This is a genomic window from Actinomadura terrae, assembly GCF_022751215.1.
GTDB lineage: Bacteria > Actinomycetota > Actinomycetes > Streptosporangiales > Streptosporangiaceae > Spirillospora > Spirillospora terrae.
Window position 1 is genome coordinate 285,949 of the sequence record NZ_JAICDG010000006.1, and the last position, 20,366, is coordinate 306,314.

Below are 20,366 nucleotides of genomic sequence, written 5' to 3' on the forward strand. Positions count from 1 at the left end.
CCGGTACCGGCGGGACGCGGGTCGATCAGGTCTCCCTTTCCGATGGTCTTGTACTCGCATCGTGATCGATGCGCGCTGGTGGTGACGCTGGTACTCCGTTCGAGTCACCGGGTTCGGGTCACCGGCGTGATGGCCGTGTGCTGGGCCAACTGCGTTCGGCGGGCTCGGACGGCTGCGTCCCCTCGTCGTGGGGGCCGGGTCGCCTCTCCCACTCGGGTGCGGCCGTGGATCCCCGGCCGGCCTCGTCCTGCGCGGCGGCGCGTTCTCCTTCCGCCCGTCGCTGCCCTGCCCGCCGCACCTCGCGGACGCCGACCACCAGGAAGCGGCCGAGCGCCATCGCCGCGAGCATGATGCTGAGCGCGCCGAGCCCCTGGAAGAACGACAGCCGTTCGGCGACCTGCCGCCCCTCGCCGCCGAGCGGCGCACCCACGTCGGCGTTCCACAGCACGGCGATCGTGGTGCCCACCACGAACCACAGGCCGCCCAGAATGGCCAGCCAGGATCCGATCATGGCGAGCGGCCGGTTGGCGCTGGCCAGCAGGATCAGCCCGCCCACGCCCACGGCGATCGCCGGGAGAATGGACAGCACCAGGCGGTCGGTGTTGTAGACCCAGGCGTCGCTCGACCCGAACCCGAAGTCGAAGTAGGGGCCGATGAACGGGATGAGCCCGCCCCACAACCCCAGCAGCACCAGGAGCAGGCCGCTGATCATGCCGCGGCTGCGCGGCGCCTTCCACATCCCGGCCCTGCGCGTGCCCGGGGTATTCACCATCCCAGTCATGGAAACCTCCTGACCAGGTCGAGTTACTCTCCGTATCAGTCAAGCCGTACCCGGTGTGCCGCCGCCCTACCGATCCGTCCTCGCAAAGCCTGGGTCATGCTCTGCGGGGCGGTCGTGCGTCAGCCCAGGGCGATGTCGAAGGCGCGGAGGCGGCTCGGGGCGGCGGTGATGTCGATGGCGGTGATCGTGGAGCCGGCGAGAGTGAACCGGAGGACCACGCACAGCCGGCCGAGCGGGGCCATGACCAGCGCCGGGTCGCCGTCCACCAGGGCCGGGACGGTGAAGCGGGCGCGGGGCGCCGAGGCGAGGGCGCTCCTGGCCACGACCAGGGCGCCCTGGAGGGTGAGTGGTCCGGCGGCGCCGGTGGCCTCCGGATCGGCGCGCAGCTCGACCTCGGGATCGAGCAGGGTCAGCAGCGCCTCGAAGTCCCCGGTCCGGGTCGCCGTCAGGTACGCCTGGACCGCGTGGCGGCGGCGGGCCGCGTCCGCGGTCGTCGTTTCGGCCCCGCCCCGGATCTTCGCGCGGGCCCGGCTGGCGAGCTGCCGGACCGCCGCGGTGTTGCGCTCCATCATGTGCGCGATGTCGCCGAAGCCCACGTCGAACATGTCGTGCAGGACGAACGCGACCCGCTCCGCCGGGCTCAGCCGGTCGAGGACGACCAGCAGCGCCAGCCCGATCGAGTCGGCCAGCTCGGCCTCCTCCTGCGGGACGCGGTCGTGGTCGGCCGCGCCGAGCCAGTCGGTGGTGAAGCTCTCCAGCGACTCCTCGCGCCGGTTCTCCCGCGCCCTCAGCAGGTTGAGGCAGACCCGGGTGACCACCGTGGTCAGCCAGGCCGCCAGGTTCCGCACCGGCGCCAGGTCGGTGCGGTCGTACCGCAGCCAGGCCTCCTGGACCGCGTCGTCGGCCTCGGCGGCGGAGCCGAGCATCCGGTAGGCCAGCGCCCGCAGCCGGGGGCGCTCGGCCTCGAAGCCGTCCTCTGCCGAAGAATCCTGGATCACCTGTCACGTTCCTGCGTCGGGCCGGGTCGTAGCCGTGTTACACCGTCAACCTACAAGAGGGAGATCGACCGATGTCCTCCACCATCCTGGTCACCGGCGGCACGGGCGTCCTGGGCGCGCAGGTGGTTCCGATCCTGCGGCGGGCCGGGCACCCGGTCCGCGTGCTGAGCCGGCACGAACGGGCCCCCGAGGACGGCGTGCGGTACGTGGCGGTCGACCTGATGACCGGCGAGGGCCTGGACGCGGCACTCGACGGCGTGTCGACCGTGCTGCACCTCGCCGGAGGCCCCAAGGGCGATGACGTCAGCACCCGCAACCTGGTCCACGCCGCCCAGCGCGCCGGCTCCGTGGAGCACCTGGTACTGATCTCGGTCGTCGGCGCCGACGCCGTGCCGATCGGCTATTTCGCCCGCAAGGCGGCGGCCGAGGACATCGTGGCCGCCTCCGGCATCCCGTACACGATCCTGCGTGCCGCGCAGTTCCACGAGCTGACGCTGAAGACCGTGCGGGCGATGGCCAAGGCACCGGTCCTCCCGGCGCCCGGCGGAGTCCGCTGGCAGCCGGTCGCGTCCGGCGATGTGGCGGCCCGGCTGGCCGAGCTCGCCCTGGACGCCCCGGCGGGACGTGTCGCCGACCTGGTCGGACCGCGCGTCTACACCCTGGAGGAGCTCCAGCGCGGCTACCTGGCCGCGGTGGGCAAGCGCCGGATGAGGCTCCCGGTCCACGTCCCCGGCAAACTCGGCAAGGCCTACCGGTCGGGAGCCAACCTCAGCCTGGACGCACCCGCCGGCACCCACACCTGGGAGGAGTTCCTGACCGCCCAGACCACCGGCTCCTAGGCGCCTGCCCTGGGCACGGCGACTGGAGCGTGCGACCAGTGCCCCGGGCGCCCGCGCGTGTTCCTACCTGCCGGGGTCGTCCAGGAAGATGGGGTTGGTCATGGCCACCATCGCGCCGGACCTGCGCACCTCCGCGCGAACCCAGCGGGTGTAGCGGGGATAGGCCGTCCAACGCGCGGTGGTGGTCCCCGCCTCGGGGACGTCCCCGGCGTGCTGCTGCCCCACCTGGTCCAGAAGCCGAACCGTGGTGCCCGGCACACCGCTGACCGCGAGCTGGAAGGTGACCGGGGTTCCGGTGCTCGCGCGCAGGCGGTCACCGATCCCCACGGTCCGCCTGCCGTCCGTGGCGGTGAAGCTCAGATTCACCTTGGACGATTCGGCCAGCCAGGAACGCCCCGCACGCAAACCTTCCATCAGGGCGTCGCGGCGCAGCCGATCGGCGAACACCACGGTCTGCGGGGACCCAACGGTGTTCTGCGGGCTGTGCGCGTCGGAGTTGCCGATCGCCGGAATCCATCGGCCCGAGCGCAGCAGGCCGTCCCAGTGGTTGAGCGCCGCTTCCTCCTCCGCGCTCCAGTCCTGGTTCCACACCTCGACCAGGTCCGCCAGTTCATAGGCGAACTCATAACTACAGCCGAAACAGCTGGCGAAGGGATGCGCGGCGGTGACCAGCCCGCCCGCCCTATGGACCTGCTGGACGAAGCGCCGGAAGTCCCGCGAGTCCCCGGCCCGGTAGCGCCAGTCGACCCACATCCCGGCGGGCAGGCCGATGGCGGGCCAGTGCCCGGAACGCGTGGTGACCTCCTCACCGTTGAGGATCAGCAGATCGTCGGTGGCGTGCCGGCCCCATTGCAGGGACGCCGAGGAGGTGTTGTGCTCGGTGGAGGTGATGAAGTCCAGTCCGGCGCCACGCGCGGCGGCGACGAGCTCCTCGGGCGTCCGGCGGCCGTCCGAGTGGACGGTGTGCAGATGGCAGTCGCCGCGGTACCACGAGCGGCCACGGTCCCGGGCCGGGGCGCTTTGGGGAGCCGGCTCGGGTTCGAAGGGCGCGCCGGACGGCCCGAACCGCAGCGTGACGTCGACGCGGTAGGCCATGCCCTGCGGAGCCACCGTGTAGGGGCCGAGGATGACATGCCAGGTGCCCCGCCTGATCGGCCCGGCCAGATAGCCCGGGGTGGCGCTGGACGCGCTGATGGTGAAGCGGTCCCGGAACCCTCCGGACCAACCGCGGAAGCCGCGGGCGTTGCCCAGCTCATGCCCTTCCGGCCCGAAGATCCCGATGTCGCAGGCGTTCCCGCGCGTCCCCGCCGGAACCGAGGGCCTGTCGTAGGAGTAGACCACCTCGATCTCGTTGACCCCGTGCGGCACTTCCACCGGCAGGTAGAACCAGTCGTCGATGCTCGGCGGGAAACGACCGGTGACCGTCCGGGTCCTCTCCCCTTCGACCTGTCCGGCGAACGCCACCCCCGGCAACAGGTTCGCCGCCGCGACGACACCTCCGGCGGCCAGAAGACCACGCCTGCTCCACTGATTCACGCCGACCTCCCGTTCACCCATGGACACACGAAGTCAGCCACCCCCACGTGACCAGTACGGGTATCAAGGGTGAATAGGAGGGAGGCCCCAGGCCAGCAATTGCGACCCCCAATCCATGCCCTCTTTGAACCTGCGCCTTCCCGACAGCTGATGGTAGGACTTGGGCTTGTGGATACAGTCCTGGAGATCGCCGCACTGCTCGAACCGCTGAGCACGGCCGACGGCCGCTTTTTTATCCGTGTCCAGGTGGGGGAAGATCCTGCTCGTTCCCCTGCCGAACTACTGCATCCGATCCTGTTCGCCCCGGACTTCGATCGCGGCGAGTACGACCTACCTGGAATACCTAAAACCGTGCAGGGATTGGCCACCGCACTGTGTGAACTACCGGTCACGGCGGCTCAGATGGTTCCGTTCCTCGTGCAGACCTGCACCACCGACCTCGCTCACATGGGGGCGTCCAGAGGGCCGTGGAGCATCGAGGCCGCCCAAGCCGTCCTGGACCGGGTCGTGCAGACCCTCGGCCCACAAACCCGCTGGTGGACCAACGTCAGCTATTCCACCTGGTGCTGGGAGCACGGCGACTTCTCCGACGGCTTCTCGTCGAATCCGGTGACCGGACACGAGTTCGACCGAGCGGTCATCGGAATCGGCGCCGACGCCACCGTGACCCTGCTGGCCTTCGCCGACCCCTGACCCCCGCCCACTGTCAGCACCAGGCTCCATTCTCCCCGCACCCTGGCCACCCGAACGCCGGAACCGGTGAGCGCGCCCCAGCGCAGCGATGCCACCAGAGCGGTGGAATAACCGCTGCCCTGGTGGCACCGTCGAAATGCTCGGGGCGTAGACGAGCGCTAGCCCGTAATCGTGTGTACGACGGCAGGATCGCGCGCCGGCCCGAACGGCGGCTGTGGCCGTTTCATCCGCGGCCCGTCAGCCCCGGACGTTGCTCACGAGGGTGCGGACGGTGGCGGGGCGATCGCGCCAGCTGCATGCCCCCGTCCAGGAGGCGTTGGGACCGAGCCTGCCGTTCGCGTCCTGCGCACAGGTGATCCATCCGCCGTTGACCTTCTGCTGAATGGCCCACGAGAAGACGAGGGTGCAGTTCGTACGATTGATGAAATCACCCTCCGGCTGGAACCGGTTACCCGACAGCTCGGCGACCGACCATGCTCTGGCGCACGGCACTCATCGTGCGGGGCGGGCGAGGCTTACGTCGTTGATCTTCGGTGTACTGATGTTGGACGTTCGCGCATGCCCTCGCTGTGAGCGAGGTGGCGGTAGTCGCGTGGCGGCAGGCCGTAGGTCGCGCGGAACAGACGGCTGAAGTGGGCTGCGTCGCCGAATCCCCAGCGGGTGGCTATCGCGTTGATGGAACGCTCGCGCAGCCGGGGATCGGCCAGGTCGCGGCGGCAGCGTTCCAGGCGCTGGTTGCGTATCCATCCAGCGACCGTGAGACCCTCGGCCTGGAAGAGCTTGTACAAATAACGCAGGGAGATCTGGTGGGCGTCGGCGACATTTTCGGGGGTGAGTCGGGGGTCTGGTAGCCGCCGTGCGATGAAGTCGTGAATCCTCGCCAGCAGGGCTTGCTGGCGACCCTCGGGGAGCAGTGACCGTTCGGCTTCCAATTCGTGTGCCAACCGAGCCATCACCAGGTCGACAGTGATGGCCGCCAGGCGGGAGGAGTCCGCCGGAGAACGATCGGATTGGCCGAGGGCAAGCTCACGCAGGTACCGCGACAGCAGACGTCCGAGCCCGTCGCGGCCCGGCAGACCCACCGCGATGAGGCGGGTGATCTCCTTTTCCGGCAACGGACACAGGGCCTTCGGGAACTGCACGACAATGTGCTCCACCGTGCCCTCGCCGGAAGTGGGTTGCGCCTGAAATGGGCGAGAAGAATCGTAGACGACCAAGTCGCCGCCATGAAGTATCGCCGTCCTGGCCAGGTGGTCCAGCCGCATGCCGCCCCGTACCGTCAGACAGGCCTGGTACTGCTCGGGATCGGACTGCCGGATCAATTTCGGCGTTCGACACACGGTTAATGCTGGATAAGAAATACTGGTCAGCTGCGCCACCCCAAGGTCGGCGAGCCGCGCTTTGGCCCGAAAATCGGGGTCGTCGCTACAGATCGATGCCGGCACCAGCGCCTTTGCCATCAACTCGCGCCAGCAGGCAAGACGATCCGCCACAGGAAGATGCTCGGTCGAGAAAATTGATTCGGCCACCCGATACACCTCATCGCACGAATGACTTACAAGTGCGCGGGGTGCGATCACTCATCATAATGACTTCCGCCATGGGTGTCGCACCATATTTCGTGCAGGAAGTTGCGGAGGTCTGGAACTGGTGCGGGGCCGGGTGATTTAGGCGCTTCCCAGGAGTTCTGCGTGCTAGGCGGCAGCGGCGAGCGCGCCCCCGTCTCACCACCAAGGAGACACTTCGCACTCCCGCCCCCCGAACGAGAAGGAGGCTGAGAACCCTGATCACAGGAGGATCGGAGGAATGGTCTCCTTGCCCACTCCCCGGCCCAGCTGCTCGCCTGCGCAGATCTGCACGCGGTCTACCGTTCACGCCTCACCGCTGGCTGGCGGGCAGCAACTCTGAACGAGCACGGCATCCCTGGTTGATGAGCCAGCACCCGGTTGGCACGGTCCGACGGTGATGTCCGCAGGCTCGGTCGACGGTCCGGCTTCACGGTGGCGGCGTCCCGGTGCCACGGCGCGAGCCGCCCGTCCCATCCGACGGTGTTCTCCCGAACGTGTTCCGAAGGTCAGATCCGGAGCCCGGCCTTGCCAGTTATGGGGCAAGGCCGACCCGCACACCCGTCCCGCGCTACGGGGATTGGCGCAGAGGTCACGCCGCAAGGTGATCGATTTGCTCCCTCGGCAGGTATTTACTGCTGCGGAGTCGCCATAAATAATCTGCTCCTCTCTTGGTCGAGGAGGAGAGCATGACCCACAACAGCAGCTGCGCTCAGGCTGGTCTGCCCGGATGCACGTGCGAGTGCGGCGGCGCAAGGCACGGTCGCCAAGGGGCGTTCGAAATCGCGGATGGCCCCGAGGAACGCGTCCAAGAATATGTTGCGGAGCAGGAACAGAATTGGATTTCAAGGCCACCAAGAGTGAGCCCGAAGCAGGCCGCGATCGGTTGCGCAAGAGCGGACGTCGTCTACTGGCTGTACCGCGATGGGGCGTTGCGAGCGTGCGCCAGGAGGGCGGATGAAAGGGCTTTCGAGGCCCCACCGGGAACCTCTGAGGGCGGCCTGGTCTTACGCGGCCTCTCGGCTCACCTCGGGTCTCGTCGAATGCGAGAATTCCAGGGATGGGCGCGCAGTACCCACTTCTGGTGCGAGTTGCTCGCTCAGATCGCTCATGCCATCACCCAGTATGAGCAATTGCGGGATCGGATGTTCCGTTCAGTGGAGGACGCTCTTCGCCTGAGAAGCACGCAACCCCTGACAGATGAGTTGCGCCGTGCAGGAGCAAGAGAGATGGCGGTGCAGTCGTCTTGGAGGTACCTGCTCGACGGCATCGCCTCGACGTTACCCGCCGGGAGAAGTCTGCGGACCTTGCTGGTCAACGGGGACATAGCTCCCCTCGTTTGGCCTGTCCGGGTCATCGCGGTTCTGATGTGCCCGGACGCATCCCGTCATCCGGCGGTCAGAGAATACTGCTGGGACCCGATCGTGCAGCACGGCAGCGCCGAGGTCCGCCAGATCGTCCGCGAGCGCCTTACTCAGGTTTTCCCCGAAGATCCCTGGTTCGCTTAGAGGCTTCGGTGGCGAGCAAATCGCCGGGCTCGAGATAAACATCGGCAGGCCACCCTACTCCCACCAGTGGGGGCCTGACACATCTGGGCACGCGGGGCCCTCGGCTCCGAAAGCGCTTTCGACAATGCCCTCCGGTCGATCTCATGGTTCAGCGCCTGCCGTACCCGAACGTCGCCGAGCGCACTGACCTGACGCCCAACGCGCGGCAACGCCGTAGCCCGCCCCCGCGACGGTCCGGTTTGGCGGTCGCGCCGCCTTTTCCGTCCAAGGCGAGGACGGCGGCCGAACCGGTGTGACACCGATCAGGTGGACGCTCTCCCCGTTGGGCGCTCGGCGCGGCAAGTTGGCGAGGGAGCATGCGAAGAACGCCTCGCCGGTCGCCTCGTCCAACTGCCCGGGTCGTAGCAGGCCGGTCGGTTCGGGGCGTCACGGGTAAGGGCGTCCCAGTAGGGGGTTTCCGGCATGAGCCGTTCCTGGACGCGGGCGGATATGAACGAAATAGCGCCGGGCAGCAGAAGGCCCTTCCGCGGTGCCCTCGTCGTTGGTGGTGAGCAGGAACACGGGCGTAGCCGTTCGGCCGGTACTCGTGCAGACCGTCCACGCCCGGCTTCAGTGCGAAGGTGACGGTGTCCGCAAGGTCGGCCGCCATTGCCTGGGCCTTCGGCCCGCGCACGGCCGTCACCACCGGGGCTGGCGCCGGCTGCCATTGCGGGACGTCGGACATCAGCGGCGTTGAATACCCGCTGTCCGAAACAGAGCTGCCGACGGGGCGAGACCAGGTGCGCCGTATCGCCTTCCCCTCCTCGGGCGCCCTGCCTGCCGGTGGAGGTGCTCGGCCGGATGCGCTCCGATCGCGTGCTGCGCCGTCCCATTCCAGACAGCCGCTACGGCACCGCGATCGCCACCGCCTTCGACCGGCTGCGTCCCCGGCTCACCCGCCGCGCCGCCTGACCAAGCCGCGGCGCTCGGCTTGATGGCACTCAGCCCGCCCAAGGGTTGGGGCCCTGCTTCACCACCACGAGGCCGGTCAGTTCACCCGCTGGCCACATATCGATCCGATAGAGGAAATGCTCGCCGGGTTCGGCATCGTTGCTCCCTACCTCGGGCGCATCGGCAGGTAGATACGACACACGCGCGCGATATCGCCCCGGACCGACCTGGATCCGTCGTTCGGTTCCGACATCGTCGGCCGGGCCATAGACGGCCAGGACACCGTTGGGCAGATCGAGGTCAGCCTCGACGACGTGCTCGGCATCGTCCAGATCCGCAACCGGCGCGGTCAGATGCGCACACACCATCGCTTCCACGACGTCGCTGCGCGCCGTGCCCACCGCGATCGAGTGCGGTTCGATACCGATCCGGTGAATCTGGTTGGCCTCCTGCGTCCAGCCGGCGGGAACCAGATCGGGATCCGTGCCATGAGCGCTCATCCAGGCCCCATGAGCATCGAGATCCTGCAGATAGAACTGCCCATGATCAGCAAGGACAACAAACCGTTGGACCACACCGGACGTCGAAGACACCCGCGCACGCTACCGCGACGACCAACACCCACACAGCAGCAAGGGCAAACGACAAACTGAGCTTGTCGTTCAACCAGTCGCTCCGTGGGCGGCGAGCTCTTCAGGGTTACCGATAAAGGCGGGCCCACAGTTGGGTGGGAGGCGTACGACCACCATGTCGACGGCGTGGACGGCGGATGCCGCTGGCCCCCCAGTCTCGGTTCACAGAGAGCCTGATACCCAGTAGCCGTCTCGCGCGGGGCTCGATGTAGAGGTTGTCCCAGGTCCAGCGCTTGCCGGTGCAGCGGCTGAAGTGGAGTTCTCCCATCTCCGTCCGGTCGATCAGTTCGGCGCGGACCCGCCCGTCGTCGCGTACACCCCGCCACCGCCACTGGCCTGAGGGATTCGCAGCTACATTTGCAACAGCCTGCCCTAGCCGGAGCCGCGAAACGACACCCCTGTCGTGCGGCTGGCACAAATAGCGGCCGAGGCATGGCCAGCATCATTCCAGCAGCAACACCTCTACGACCGGGATTCCTCGTCCCGCTGGTAGGGCAGGCTGCCGCCCGCTTCGACAACGTCCTGGCCGGCCTGCGGCGGCCGGAGCGCCGACGATGGGTCGGCGCTAGAACCGGCCGCCCTCGGGGTGTCGGTGACGCCGGGGCCGTGGAGTCGTCCGTAGCGAGCGGGAACGGCAACGCGATCGTCTCCGCACGACGCTTTCTCAGGTGCCGGCGATCCAGCTTGCGTGCAATCCGAGCGGGATTCGGCTTGGCAGATGGATCTGGGCGATCGGTTCACCGGTGAAGTCCTGCGCCGACAGGATCACCAGGTCCGAGGCGTTTCGGTCGGGATTGTGGACATACGACAGGACGTAGCCGTCGTCCTCGGCGCGGGCGCCCGAGCGCGGGACGAAGACCGCCTCGCTTGCGCTCGCGTGCCGCGGGAACCGGTGGAACTGCGACCGTCCAGTGATCAGGTCGTGCTTGACCAGGCCGTTGCTGAACGCCGAGTCGGGGGTCGAGCCGTGCCCGTAGGCCTTGAGGAAGTCGGCGGTCGCGGCGGTGTAGCCGTACCGGTGCTTACGGCTGACCTGTGCGTCCGGGACCCGGGGGAACTCCTGCGGCCGATCATCGAGCTGGGTCCGGCGGACGCGGCCGCGAGCCCGGTCGATCGTCCAGCGCACCAGCGACGGCGGCGCGCTGGTCGACAACCGGTCGGCGCTGAACGGCGCGGGGAACTCCACGAAGTCGACCACGATCTCACCGCCGTCGTCATAGGAGTTGAGCGTGTGCGAAATGTAGGAGGGGGGCACGGTGATCCAGGAGACCGCTCCCCCGGCGCGGGGGAAATATCCGACCCGGCTGGGACGCTTGGTGTCCCAGACCCAGGGGATCTTCTGCCCGTGATTCATGGCGTCCGGGTCGAATGTGATCGGCTGGTCGTAGAGGACGACGTATTTTTCGGTGAGCGCGAAATCGTGCATCAGGAGCGTCCCACCCATGGGGATGGCACGGGTCGACCTGACCTTGCCGGCCGCGCTGATCACGACGTACTGGACGTAGTCGGTGCTCTCGTCGTAGCTCACCGAGTGCAGTTCGCCGGTGTCCGGGTCGAGCTTGGTATGGGCCGACATGGTTCCGGCCCACGTCCCGTTGAAGTCACATGGGCCGACCGTGTAGAGCTCGTCGGTGAGTTCTTGTGGACGGGCGGTGCCCTCTTGTAGCGCGAGGGTCTTGCCGCGGAATCCGATCACGTTGATGTTCGAGGGGAAATCGGTGTCGGCGGGGACTCCGCGTACCGGCTCGCCGAGTTTTTCGGCAGTGCCCTTCGCTCGGACCCAGCGGCTTTGGTACCACTCGGCTTTGCCGTCGCGGAGCTGTACCCCGTGGACCATTCCGTCGCCGGCCAGCCAATGGTGGGCGAGCGGGTCTTCCAGTCCGAACACGTTGGGGCCATTTCGCAGCAGGCGGCCGGTCAGCTCCTCGGGGATCGTGCCGGTGACCGACAAGTCGAACGCTGTCACCTCGAACGGAACCGGCGCGAATCCGCCTTCGAGGAAGGGGTTGCCGCTGCCGCGTTTGCGTGGGGTGGGCTGGGCCGCCATGGCCGGTGCCGCACCGATCGCGGCGGTTCCGAGCACTGTACCTGCGGCTATACCGGTGACCAGCGCCTGGCGGCGGGACATCTGTTGGGACATCATGCACCTCCAAGAGACGAGACGTATTGTCTCGTTCCTCTGGAGGCTAGCTCCAAGGCAAACCCGGGTCAAGACGAGTCGTCTCGTTTCGCCTGGAGTCGCTCCGCGTGATCACCCGAACCCGCGCCACCGAGGCGAGCGCTCCACAAGGTGACCTGCAACGCCGTGCTAAAGCCGTCCTGGAAGGGGTTCACTCGGATCACCGACGCGATCGCCGAAGAAGCCGGGTGGACAAACGGACGATCTACGCTGGCGACCAACCACGCTCGCTCTCCTTCCGTTGACCTCTGGCCGCCCTCAGGGCCAGGCGGTCGCCTGAACCTGCTGAAAGCTCGCCCGAACCGCAGGTAGCTCAGCACCATGCCCACAATCTGTCGGCCGTCCAGCAGCCCTCGGAGCGCGCGTGAAGCGGGATCTCACCCGTCTGCGCTAAAGGTTGTCCCGTAATGGTGGGATGCGCCGTCAGGCGTGGCGGCGGTGATCTATCGACTAGGGGCCGGGGCAGCCGCGTCATCGCCAGATTGCGGACGAGGGCGATGCCGCGGAATTGGGCACGGCGTGGATCGCCCGGTCAATCCCAGCGCGAGCCCGCAAGTGGCGACCGCGGGCCGTGGCGATCGCTCCGGCCGGCCCGACCGGCAGCCTGGAGCCGGACCTGGACGTCGCGCTCGCCGAGGCCCGAGAGGACCTGGACGAGGTCGCTCGGAAAGTACGCACCCGGGCCTGCGAGCTGGGCGGGGCGCTCCAGAGCCCCGCAACCCGAGCGGAACGGGAATGCCTCATGGGGCGCGGGCGACGCGGCGGGTCCCGATGCGGGCCGGTCACGGGGTCGCTGTGGCTCACTGTCGCGGCCACTGGGCGGATGGCCGAGATGCCCGGAGCCGTAGGCGGCGCGGGTCAGTGGAACTGGGGGACGATGAGGTAGATCCCGTAGAGCACGATGACGGTGCAGGCGGCGAAGCACAAGGCGGCCGCGGCGGCGGGCCCGGTGTCCGGGCGAGCGTTCGACTGGGCCGTGCGGCGGGCGGATGCAGCGAGCACGCCCAGGGAGAAGATGACCACCACGGCCACCGTGGCGCCGAGACTGACGAGGAGGACCTGGCCGAGCGAGGCCCATTTGACGTCCATGCGTTCCTCTCGGAAAGAGGGCCGGCTCAGGAAGCGGCGGGAAGTTCGGAGAAGCGTTCCGGCGTGTCATTGACGTTTGAGGAGTGCACGGGATCGCGACGGGAGGCGGTGTAGACGCCTGCCGCGAAGGCGACCGCGACGATCGTGGCGATGAGGACGCCCGCGTCGCCGTGGGTGGCCACGGACGCGGCCAGGGCTCCGACGGCCGCGGCGGCCGGGAGTGTCAGCAGCCAGGCCACGGCCATCCGCCCGGCGACCGTCCAACGCACCTCGGCGATCCTCCGGCCGATTCCCGAGCCGAGAATCGCGCCGGAGCACACCTGGGTCGTCGACAAGGCGAAGCCCAGGTGGGAGGAGGCGAGGATGACCGCGGTGGAACTCGATTCGGCGGCGAACCCCTGCGGTGCGCGGACGTCGGTGATGCCCTTGCCCATCGTCCGGATGATGCGCCAGCCGCCGATGTAGGTGCCGAGCGCGATCGCAGTCCCGGCCGCGGTGACCACCCAGAGCGGCGGGCTGGACCCGGGGCCCAGTGCGCCGGCCGAGATGAGCGTCAGCGTGATGACGCCCATCGTCTTCTGGGCGTCGTTGGTGCCGTGTGCGAGGGAGACCAGGGAGGCCGAGGCGATCTGCCCCAGCCGGAAGCCGTCGCGGACGGTGTCCTCGCGGCCGTTGGCGGTGATCCGGTAGGCGAGGTAGGTCGCGGTCATCGCGACCAGGCCGGCCACGAAGGGGGCCGCCACGGCCGGGACGATGATCTTCTCGGCGACGGTGTCGAAGTGCACGCCGGACGAGCCGGCGCTGAACCACACCGCTCCGATCAGTCCGCCGAACAGGGCGTGGGACGAGCTGGACGGCAGCCCGAACAGCCAGGTCAGCAGATTCCACACGATGGCTCCGATCAGTCCGGCGAACACCATCGCCGGGCTGACGAGCCGGTCGTCGACGATCCCGTCGGAGACGGTCTTGGCCACCTCGGTCGACAGGAACGCCCCCACCAGGTTGAGCAATCCGGAAACGGCGACCGCGACCTTGGGACGCAGCGCCCCGGTGGCGATGGAGGTGGCCATCGCGTTGGCGGTGTCGTGGAAGCCGTTGGTGAAGTCGAAGACGAGCGCCGTGACGATCACGACGACGACCAGGAACGTGATGTGGTCCATGAGCCGCACCTTCGGGAGGAGTGCCGTTGACCGTAGGCCGCGCGGGTGAACCGGCCGTGAATGGCGGTGGGCCGCTCTCGGGCCGCCTGCGAGGGCGCCGCCGTCCCGAAGCACGCGTAGAACGAAGAGCGCGGGTAGGGGAAGACGACAAGTTTTCGCAAAGGAGGATAAAAGTGGCGGCCCATGTGGAGGTCGAACGCAAGTACAAGGTCGGCAGCGGTTACAGCCTTCCGGACCTGCGGGAGGTACCCGGGCTGAGCGCAGCCGCCGAACCCCGAACCCTCACCCTCACCGCCCACTACTACGACACCGCCGACCTGCGGCTGGCACGCCGCGGCATCACCCTGCGGCGCCGTACGGGCGGCACCGACGACGGCTGGCACCTCAAACTCCCCAGCACCAAGGACGGGCGCCACGAGATCCAGGTGCCGGCCGGAGAGCCCGCAAGCCCGCCGCCCGCCGAACTGGCCGGCCTGCTCCTCGCCCACACCCGCGGTCGCCCGCTGGTGGCGGTGGCCGAGATCCGCACCGACCGCACCGAGCGCCCGCTGCTCGGCCGGAACGGCGCGGTGCTGGCCCAGCTCGTCGACGACAAGGTCACCGGCGTCCGGCTGGAGCCGCGTGACGAGGACGTGGTCACCTGGCGCGAACTGGAGGTCGAGCTCGTCGAAGGAGGAGAGGACGTGCTCGACGCCGTCGGCGAGCGCCTGACCGGATCGGGCGCGCGGGCCAGTCAGGCGCCGAGCAAGTTGGCGATCGTGCTGGGCGCCGACGCCGCACCCGGCGGCCATCCCGCCGAGATGCGCAGCACGGCCCAGGTGATGTCCGCCTACCTGAGCGCACAGGCCGCGCGCATGCTGTCCTACGACCCCCGGGTACGGCTCGCCGATCACGACGACGACTCGGTGCACAAGATGCGTACCTCGATCCGCCGGTTCCGGAGCATCCTGCGCACCCACCGCAAGGTGCTGGACCAGTCGCGCGTCACGCCCCTGGACGCCGAGCTCAAGTGGCTGTCCGACGTGCTCGGCGAGGTCCGCGACCTGGAGGTGCTCCGGAGCCGGTTCCACACCCAGCTCGCCGATCTGCCGGAGGATCTCCCCGAGCCGGGCTGGATGCTGGAGATGGAGCACCAGGAACTACAGGCCCGCGAGCGGCTGCGCGGCGTCCTGCGCAGCCAGCGCTATCTGGCCCTGCTGGATCGCATCGACGCGATGGTCACCGACCCGCCCGTCCACCGCAAGGCGCACAAGGCGGCGCGCAAGCAGCAGCGCAAGATCGTGGCCAGGGCTCGGCGCAAGATGACCGACGCCTACCGGGAAGCGGAGAAGGCGCCGCAGGGCGGTGAGCGGGACGCCGCCCTTCACAAGACCCGCAAGGCCGCCAAGCGACTCCGCCACACCGCCGAGGCGGCTGAACCCGTCCTCGGCAAGCGGGCCGCCAAGATCGCCCGGCGTGCCGAGAAGCTGCAGGACGTCCTCGGTGCCAACCAGGACAGGATCGTCGCCGCCAGGCACCTGGAGCAGATGGCCCCCGAGCCCGGCGGCACCTCTGACGCCTACACGCTGGGGGCGCTGACCACACTCCAGCGATACAGCGACCCCTTGACCGACCTCTCCGCCACCTGGCGGAAGGCGGCCGACCCCAAACTCGTCAAGCGCCTGTAGCCGCACCGTTCACCCTTCTGCCGGGCCTATTCCGGAATTACTAGTGCTCGGGGAGGCCGTTGCAGACTTCGTCTAGGGGCGCGTCGGCGACCCCAAGATGGAATCCGGAGCACCTCATCCAACACACGCCACTACGAGGAGGAGCTCAAGGGTCGGGCGCGCTCGGCGGCCGAGCGGTCGCGTGCCAGGGCCCTGTTCTCGCCGGGGGCGTCGAGCACCTATCGGTCGATCACGTTGGCTGCGGCTCGAGACGAGCCCGGGCCGGCCTCCTTGGGAAGGCGGCCGGCCCGGGACTCACCTGGTGATGTGAAGGTGGCCTAACACGGCCTGGCGGAGGAGATGTCGTTGTACCACGGCTGAGGGAAATTTCCCCTTCTTCCCGGAAGGACGCGGAAAGGGCCGTTGGCCGGCTTGTAGTTCTTGTTCACCCAGAAGCAGTACGTCCTCCCGCTGCGGTTCCAGTAGGACTTCATCGCGTCGTTGGCCTTGTGATCGTCGCTGAACTTGTTGTTGGCGAAGTTGGCGTCCCTCGTGCGCAGCTTGTAGGCGACGCTGTTGCCGTTCTTCTTGTGGAACATGCACATCACGGACTCGTTGCAGTTGGACCATCGGGCCAGGCTCGCGATTTCCGTGGATGCCGCCGCACCTGCGGGTGGGGCCGCCGCGCTTGCCTGGCCGACGGGCAGTATCGCCGTCCCGAGCGACATCGCAAGCGCGACACCGAAAGTGATTCTCCTCATGATCCATTCCTTTCGAAGTAAGGTCTTGCGGATCTTGCGCGTTTGATCGTCCTGCTCGATCTCCTTTCGTTCCGGGAAGCGGTGCTGCAATCGCCACGTTTCCGGGCCTGAGAGTTGAACGCAAGCCCCTGATTTCACCGTTCAACAGGCCATGGAGTGCCAGAAGCGCTGATCGACCAACCAGGTCGACGTCGCCACCCGGTCGCCCCGATGCGGTCACGACTTCAGGACATCCGGTCGTGGCACGGTCCAAAGGTTGCGGCGCCGGTAAATGCGTGTCGATTATGTGGCATGGGACGTCCGGAGAAGCCACTGGATCCGACTGCCGGGCCGATCGAGCAATTCGCCGCGGCGCTACGGGAGTTGCGTAATGCGGCGGGAAGGCCGGCCTATCGTGAGCTGGCGCGGCGAAGTGCTGTGTCGGCGACCACGTTGACGGTGGCGGCTCGCGGGAACCAGCTGCCGACTTTGAAGGTGGCGTTAGCCTTTGTCGAGGCATGTGGCGGCGATCGCAGCGAATGGGAGCGGCGCTGGCATGCGGCCGCCGTCGCGGTCGCCACGGCGGGTTCGGTCGACGCGGGCGTCGGCGGGGATGAGTCGGAGGGATCGGCGCCGTATCTGGGGCTGGCCGGATATGGCGAGCAGGACGCCGACCGGTTCTTCGGCCGGGAGGAATTGGTGGCCGACGTCATGGAGCAGTTGGGGCGCAGTTCGGTGGTGGCGGTGGCCGGGCCGTCGGGCTCCGGGAAGTCCTCGCTGCTGCGGGCGGGAGTGATCCCTGCCGCTCGCCGCGGTCTTCCGGCGGAGCCGATGGCGAGGGCCGTGGTGCTGCTGACCCCCGGTGCCGCTCCGATGAGCGCACTGGCCTCGGCGCTGGCCGGCTTGGACACCGACGCCGACCCCCTCCGGACGTCCGAGTCGGGGGAAGTGGACTTGCCGACGTGGGCGCGTCAAACAGATGAGGTACCCGACGGCGGGTTGCTGGTGGTGGTGGATCAGTTCGAGGAGCTGTTCACGCTGTGCGTCGATCCGGGTCAGCGGACGGCGTTCATCGACGCGCTGTTGTCCGCGCGCAGGCCCGGCAGCGTTGTTCGGGTGGTGCTGGGGCTGCGGGCCGACTTCTTCGGGCACTGCGCCGGGCACCGGGAGTTGGCGGCGGCGCTGCGAACCGGGACGGTGCTGGTGGCACCGATGTCGGCGGCCGAACTGCGAGAGGCGATCGTCAAACCGGCGGCCCGGACGCAGGTGATGGTGGAACCGTCGCTGGTGGCCACGATCATCGCCGAGGCCACCGGTGAACCGGGCATGCTGCCGCTGGTCTCGCACGCGCTGCGGGAGACCTGGCGGCGCCGGCGTGGCAGGACCCTGACCCTGCACGCCTACCGGTCCACCGGCGGGATTCACGGTGCGGTCGCCCAAAGCGCCGAAGCGGTGTGGGCGACCCTGTCACCCGCGCAGAAGCAGATCGTGCGACAGGTCATGCTGCGACTGATCGCCGTTGACGCCGACGGGCAGGCCACCCACCGTCCGCTCCCCTACGACGACCTGCCAACCGGCGCGGACACCGGCCGCCCCACGCGCGATACCGGCCAGGTCTCCGACTCTCGGGAGACGGACGGCCCGAACGGTGCCGGCCAGGGGGTGATCGGCGGGGATGTGGAGCGGGTGCTGGAGAGGCTCGCCGGTGCCCGGCTGGTGACCCTGGGCCGAAGCGAGGTCCGGTTGGCACACGAGGCTTTGATCACCGCCTGGCCCCGGCTGCGTGAGTGGCTGGACCACGATCGGGCGGGGTTGCGAGTACATCAGCAGCTCACCGAGGCCACCCGGACATGGCGGGACCTGCATCGTAGCCACGACGCCCTGCTGCGGGGGCTGCGGCTGGCCATCGCCCGTGACTGGGCCGAACGCGACGGCAACCACACCGCCCTGACCGACGATGAGCGGGCGTTCCTGACCGCGGGGCACGCCGCCGAGCAGGCCGAGCGCGACACCATGCGCCGCCGCAACCGCCGCCTGCGGATGCTGTCGGCGGCGTTGGCGATCCTGCTGCTGGCCGCCATCGCGACCGGAACGGTAGCCGTCCGGCAGGGCCGCCTGGCCCTGGCACGCCAGCACCAGGCCCAGTCCCGTGAACTGGCCGGCCAGGCCCGCCTGGCCAGCGACTCCGATCCGGTAGCCGCGATCCGCCTGGCATCGGAGGCCTACCGGTACGCACCCACCGCCGAGGCCCGCGGCAGCTTGCTCAGCATCGCCGCCAACCCGCGTTTCCAAGCCCGATTGCCCAGACGGGAAACGCCGTTCCGAGCCATGGCGGTGAGCCCGGACGGTCTTACGCTCGCCGTCTCCGCAGACGCTGGTCACGCAGGCCACGGTGCGCATGTGGAGGTGTGGAACACCCGGGCCGGAGAGCTGCTGACCGTCCTGGACCAGGCGCATGCGGCGGACTCCCTGGCCTTCAGCTCCGACGGTCGGCGGCTGATCGCCGGCAGCCCCGCGGGCGACGCCTTCCACGCCCAGGTGATGGTGTGGGACCTGCCCAGCCGCCGGCCCCCCACGGCCCGCATCATTCCCGCCGCCTCACCCGTCGCCGTGGAGTTCAGCGCGGACGGGCACCCCCTTGCAGCAGCCACCACACCGGCTGCGCCGGACAGGCGCCCCTCCCGGTTGCCTCCCCTACCGCCGTCCACGCACGTGTGGGACCTGAGCACCACGAACCCGGCACCGGTCACGAAGCCGGCAGCAGTGCCGTTCAGCATGCTCGGCGGCTACAGCCGGGACGGAAGAGTTCGCGTGCAGACGATCCGGCGCATGGACAACGGGTCGGAACACACCGTCCCCGCTGCGGTGGTGGACACCCGAACCAACCAGCCGATCTGGGTTCTGGACCATCACGAGAAAGCAAAGAACATCGCCGGCTGGCTGCTGTCAGACGACGGGCGTCACCTGTATCTCATCGACCGCTCCACGAATCAGATCATCATCTGGGATCTGCCGCGCGGACTCCGCCGTGCCGTGCCCGGCGGCATCGACCACGGCATCGACCGCCTGGTCGCCAGCAAGGACGGGCGCCTGCTCATCACCGTGTCGGCCGAAGGCTTCATCATCGGTTTCGTGGACCTGGCGAGGCCGCCGTTCGCCGGTCGCACCGGCGCGATCGACGCCTTGACCTACAGCCCCGACGGAGGCACCCTCACCGCCGTCCGCAACTCACAACTTCACCTGCTCGATCCCACCACCCACCGCGTGCGCGGCACGCTACCGATCCCGCAAGCCTCGACGGCCCCGGTACGCACGGTCACCTACGCACCTCACGGGCAACTTCTGGCCGTCAGCGGGCATCCACCACGGTCCTGGCGCGCCGCGTCCCCCCCGCGCCATCTCGACAACCCTGGCGGCTGGACCGCCGGTCCCGAAGGCGGCGACGTCCCGTTCACCGCCTGCGGCACGGCGTTGGCCTTCAACCCCCGCCGCGGCACGGAGGCCGCCTGCGCCGAGCCCACCCTGCTGAAAATTCTGCGCGTTCGGAGCCCGTCCGGCACTCCGCAGACCGACGGCACCACCATCGAGCATTTCATCCACGCCGAGGACGTCTTCCTCTCCGCCGCCCCGCAAGCCATCCAAAGCGTCAGCTACACTCCCGACGGCCACCACCTGGCCATTCTCGGCAGCCGTGGCCAGCTCATGCTCTGGGACATCCGCCGCGCCACAGCGACCCCCATGCCCCTCACACCACTGCCTCCCCCGCGTGCCCTCGCCTTCAGTCCGGACGGTCGCTTCATGGCACTGGCCGGAAACGATCGTGCTGTGACCCTGTGGGACCTCAAACGCAACACCGTCTGGGCCACCCTCACCGGCCACACCCAAGCCATCACCAGCCTGGCCTTCAGCCCCGACAGCCGCACGCTCGCCTCGGGCAGCACCGATCAGACGATCATCAACTGGCCGCTCAGCACCACAGCCGCCCTCGACCAGCTGAGACACCCGCTCGGCAAAACACCGCCCTGACCCGCTCGCGCGAGAACGCCCAGACCGCGACATCGCGGCCGATT

14 protein-coding genes are annotated in these 20,366 nt (G+C 68.7%); 5 read left to right on the forward strand and 9 right to left on the reverse strand.

Annotation, left to right across the window (positions count from 1 at the left end; genetic code table 11):
• Positions 1-118: 118 nt before the first annotated feature.
• Entirely contained in the window at positions 119-781 is a 663-nt protein-coding gene (locus K2F47_RS33260) for a hypothetical protein (protein ID WP_242910056.1), read from the reverse strand.
• A 119-nt stretch (positions 782-900) separates the two neighbouring features.
• Positions 901-1,779 (reverse strand): sigma-70 family RNA polymerase sigma factor, encoded by an 879-nt coding sequence (locus K2F47_RS33265; protein ID WP_242910058.1) that lies wholly within the window; start codon positions 1,777-1,779, stop codon positions 901-903.
• Positions 1,780-1,850: 71 nt separating this feature from the next.
• Between K2F47_RS33265 and K2F47_RS41050 the strand changes: the two genes are divergently transcribed.
• Positions 1,851-2,618 (forward strand): SDR family oxidoreductase, encoded by a 768-nt coding sequence (locus K2F47_RS41050; RefSeq protein WP_272497809.1) that lies wholly within the window; start codon positions 1,851-1,853, stop codon positions 2,616-2,618.
• Positions 2,619-2,681: 63 nt separating this feature from the next.
• Here K2F47_RS41050 and K2F47_RS33275 read toward each other — a convergent pair whose 3' ends face one another.
• Positions 2,682-4,154 (reverse strand): CehA/McbA family metallohydrolase, encoded by a 1,473-nt coding sequence (locus tag K2F47_RS33275; RefSeq protein WP_242910059.1) that lies wholly within the window; start codon positions 4,152-4,154, stop codon positions 2,682-2,684.
• Positions 4,155-4,322: 168 nt separating this feature from the next.
• Between K2F47_RS33275 and K2F47_RS33280 the strand changes: the two genes are divergently transcribed.
• A complete protein-coding gene (locus K2F47_RS33280; protein WP_242910060.1) occupies positions 4,323-4,847 on the forward strand; it encodes a hypothetical protein in 525 nt (174 codons plus the stop codon).
• Positions 4,848-5,362: 515 nt separating this feature from the next.
• Here the strand turns inward: K2F47_RS33280 and K2F47_RS33285 are convergent.
• Positions 5,363-6,376, reverse strand: a complete 1,014-nt coding sequence (locus tag K2F47_RS33285; protein WP_242910062.1) for an AraC-like ligand-binding domain-containing protein — start codon at positions 6,374-6,376, stop codon at positions 5,363-5,365.
• 1,079 nt (positions 6,377-7,455) lie between these two features.
• Between K2F47_RS33285 and K2F47_RS33290 the strand changes: the two genes are divergently transcribed.
• Positions 7,456-7,920 (forward strand): hypothetical protein, encoded by a 465-nt coding sequence (locus K2F47_RS33290; protein ID WP_242910063.1) that lies wholly within the window; start codon positions 7,456-7,458, stop codon positions 7,918-7,920.
• Positions 7,921-8,900: 980 nt separating this feature from the next.
• Here the strand turns inward: K2F47_RS33290 and K2F47_RS33295 are convergent.
• The 4 genes from K2F47_RS33295 to K2F47_RS33310 all read right to left on the reverse strand — a co-directional run bounded on the left by K2F47_RS33295 (position 8,901) and on the right by K2F47_RS33310 (position 13,910).
• The gene (locus K2F47_RS33295) at positions 8,901-9,443 is read right to left on the reverse strand and encodes a hypothetical protein (protein ID WP_242910065.1); all 543 of its coding nucleotides are present in this window, start codon (positions 9,441-9,443) and stop codon (positions 8,901-8,903) included.
• A gap of 703 nt (positions 9,444-10,146) precedes the next feature.
• Positions 10,147-11,625 (reverse strand): carotenoid oxygenase family protein, encoded by a 1,479-nt coding sequence (locus tag K2F47_RS33300; RefSeq protein ID WP_242910067.1) that lies wholly within the window; start codon positions 11,623-11,625, stop codon positions 10,147-10,149.
• A gap of 894 nt (positions 11,626-12,519) precedes the next feature.
• Positions 12,520-12,750 carry a hypothetical protein gene (locus K2F47_RS33305; protein WP_242910068.1) on the reverse strand — a complete coding sequence of 77 codons (231 nt, stop codon included), beginning with the start codon at positions 12,748-12,750 and terminating at the stop codon, positions 12,520-12,522.
• Between the two features lie 26 nt (positions 12,751-12,776).
• Positions 12,777-13,910: an inorganic phosphate transporter gene (locus K2F47_RS33310; RefSeq protein WP_242910069.1), complete on the reverse strand. Its 1,134-nt coding sequence runs from the start codon at positions 13,908-13,910 to the stop codon at positions 12,777-12,779.
• Positions 13,911-14,083: 173 nt separating this feature from the next.
• On the opposite strand from K2F47_RS33310, the gene K2F47_RS33315 reads away from it, so the two are divergent.
• The gene (locus tag K2F47_RS33315; RefSeq protein ID WP_242910070.1) at positions 14,084-15,577 is read left to right on the forward strand and encodes a CYTH and CHAD domain-containing protein; all 1,494 of its coding nucleotides are present in this window, start codon (positions 14,084-14,086) and stop codon (positions 15,575-15,577) included.
• Between the two features lie 317 nt (positions 15,578-15,894).
• Here K2F47_RS33315 and K2F47_RS33320 read toward each other — a convergent pair whose 3' ends face one another.
• Positions 15,895-16,407, reverse strand: coding sequence for a peptidase inhibitor family I36 protein (locus K2F47_RS33320; protein ID WP_242910071.1), 513 nt, complete (start codon positions 16,405-16,407; stop codon positions 15,895-15,897).
• Positions 16,408-16,608: 201 nt separating this feature from the next.
• Here K2F47_RS33320 and K2F47_RS33325 point away from each other — a divergent pair, with 201 nt between their 5' ends.
• Positions 16,609-20,322: an nSTAND1 domain-containing NTPase gene (locus K2F47_RS33325; protein WP_242910072.1), complete on the forward strand. Its 3,714-nt coding sequence runs from the start codon at positions 16,609-16,611 to the stop codon at positions 20,320-20,322.
• Positions 20,323-20,366 lie beyond the last annotated feature (44 nt).

Bases quoted from the DNA above. Each gene is read 5' to 3' on its own strand.
- K2F47_RS33260 (WP_242910056.1), bottom strand. From the start codon at position 781: ATGACTGGGATGGTGAATACCCCGGGCACGCGCAGGGCCGGGATGTGG.
- K2F47_RS41050 (WP_272497809.1), top strand. From the start codon at position 1,851: ATGTCCTCCACCATCCTGGTCACCGGCGGCACGGGCGTCCTGGGCGCG.
- K2F47_RS33290 (WP_242910063.1), top strand. From the start codon at position 7,456: ATGCGAGAATTCCAGGGATGGGCGCGCAGTACCCACTTCTGGTGCGAG.
- K2F47_RS33300 (WP_242910067.1), bottom strand. From the start codon at position 11,625: ATGATGTCCCAACAGATGTCCCGCCGCCAGGCGCTGGTCACCGGTATA.
- K2F47_RS33305 (WP_242910068.1), bottom strand. From the start codon at position 12,750: ATGGACGTCAAATGGGCCTCGCTCGGCCAGGTCCTCCTCGTCAGTCTC.
- K2F47_RS33310 (WP_242910069.1), bottom strand. From the start codon at position 13,910: ATGGACCACATCACGTTCCTGGTCGTCGTCGTGATCGTCACGGCGCTC.
- K2F47_RS33325 (WP_242910072.1), top strand. From the start codon at position 16,609: ATGGGACGTCCGGAGAAGCCACTGGATCCGACTGCCGGGCCGATCGAG.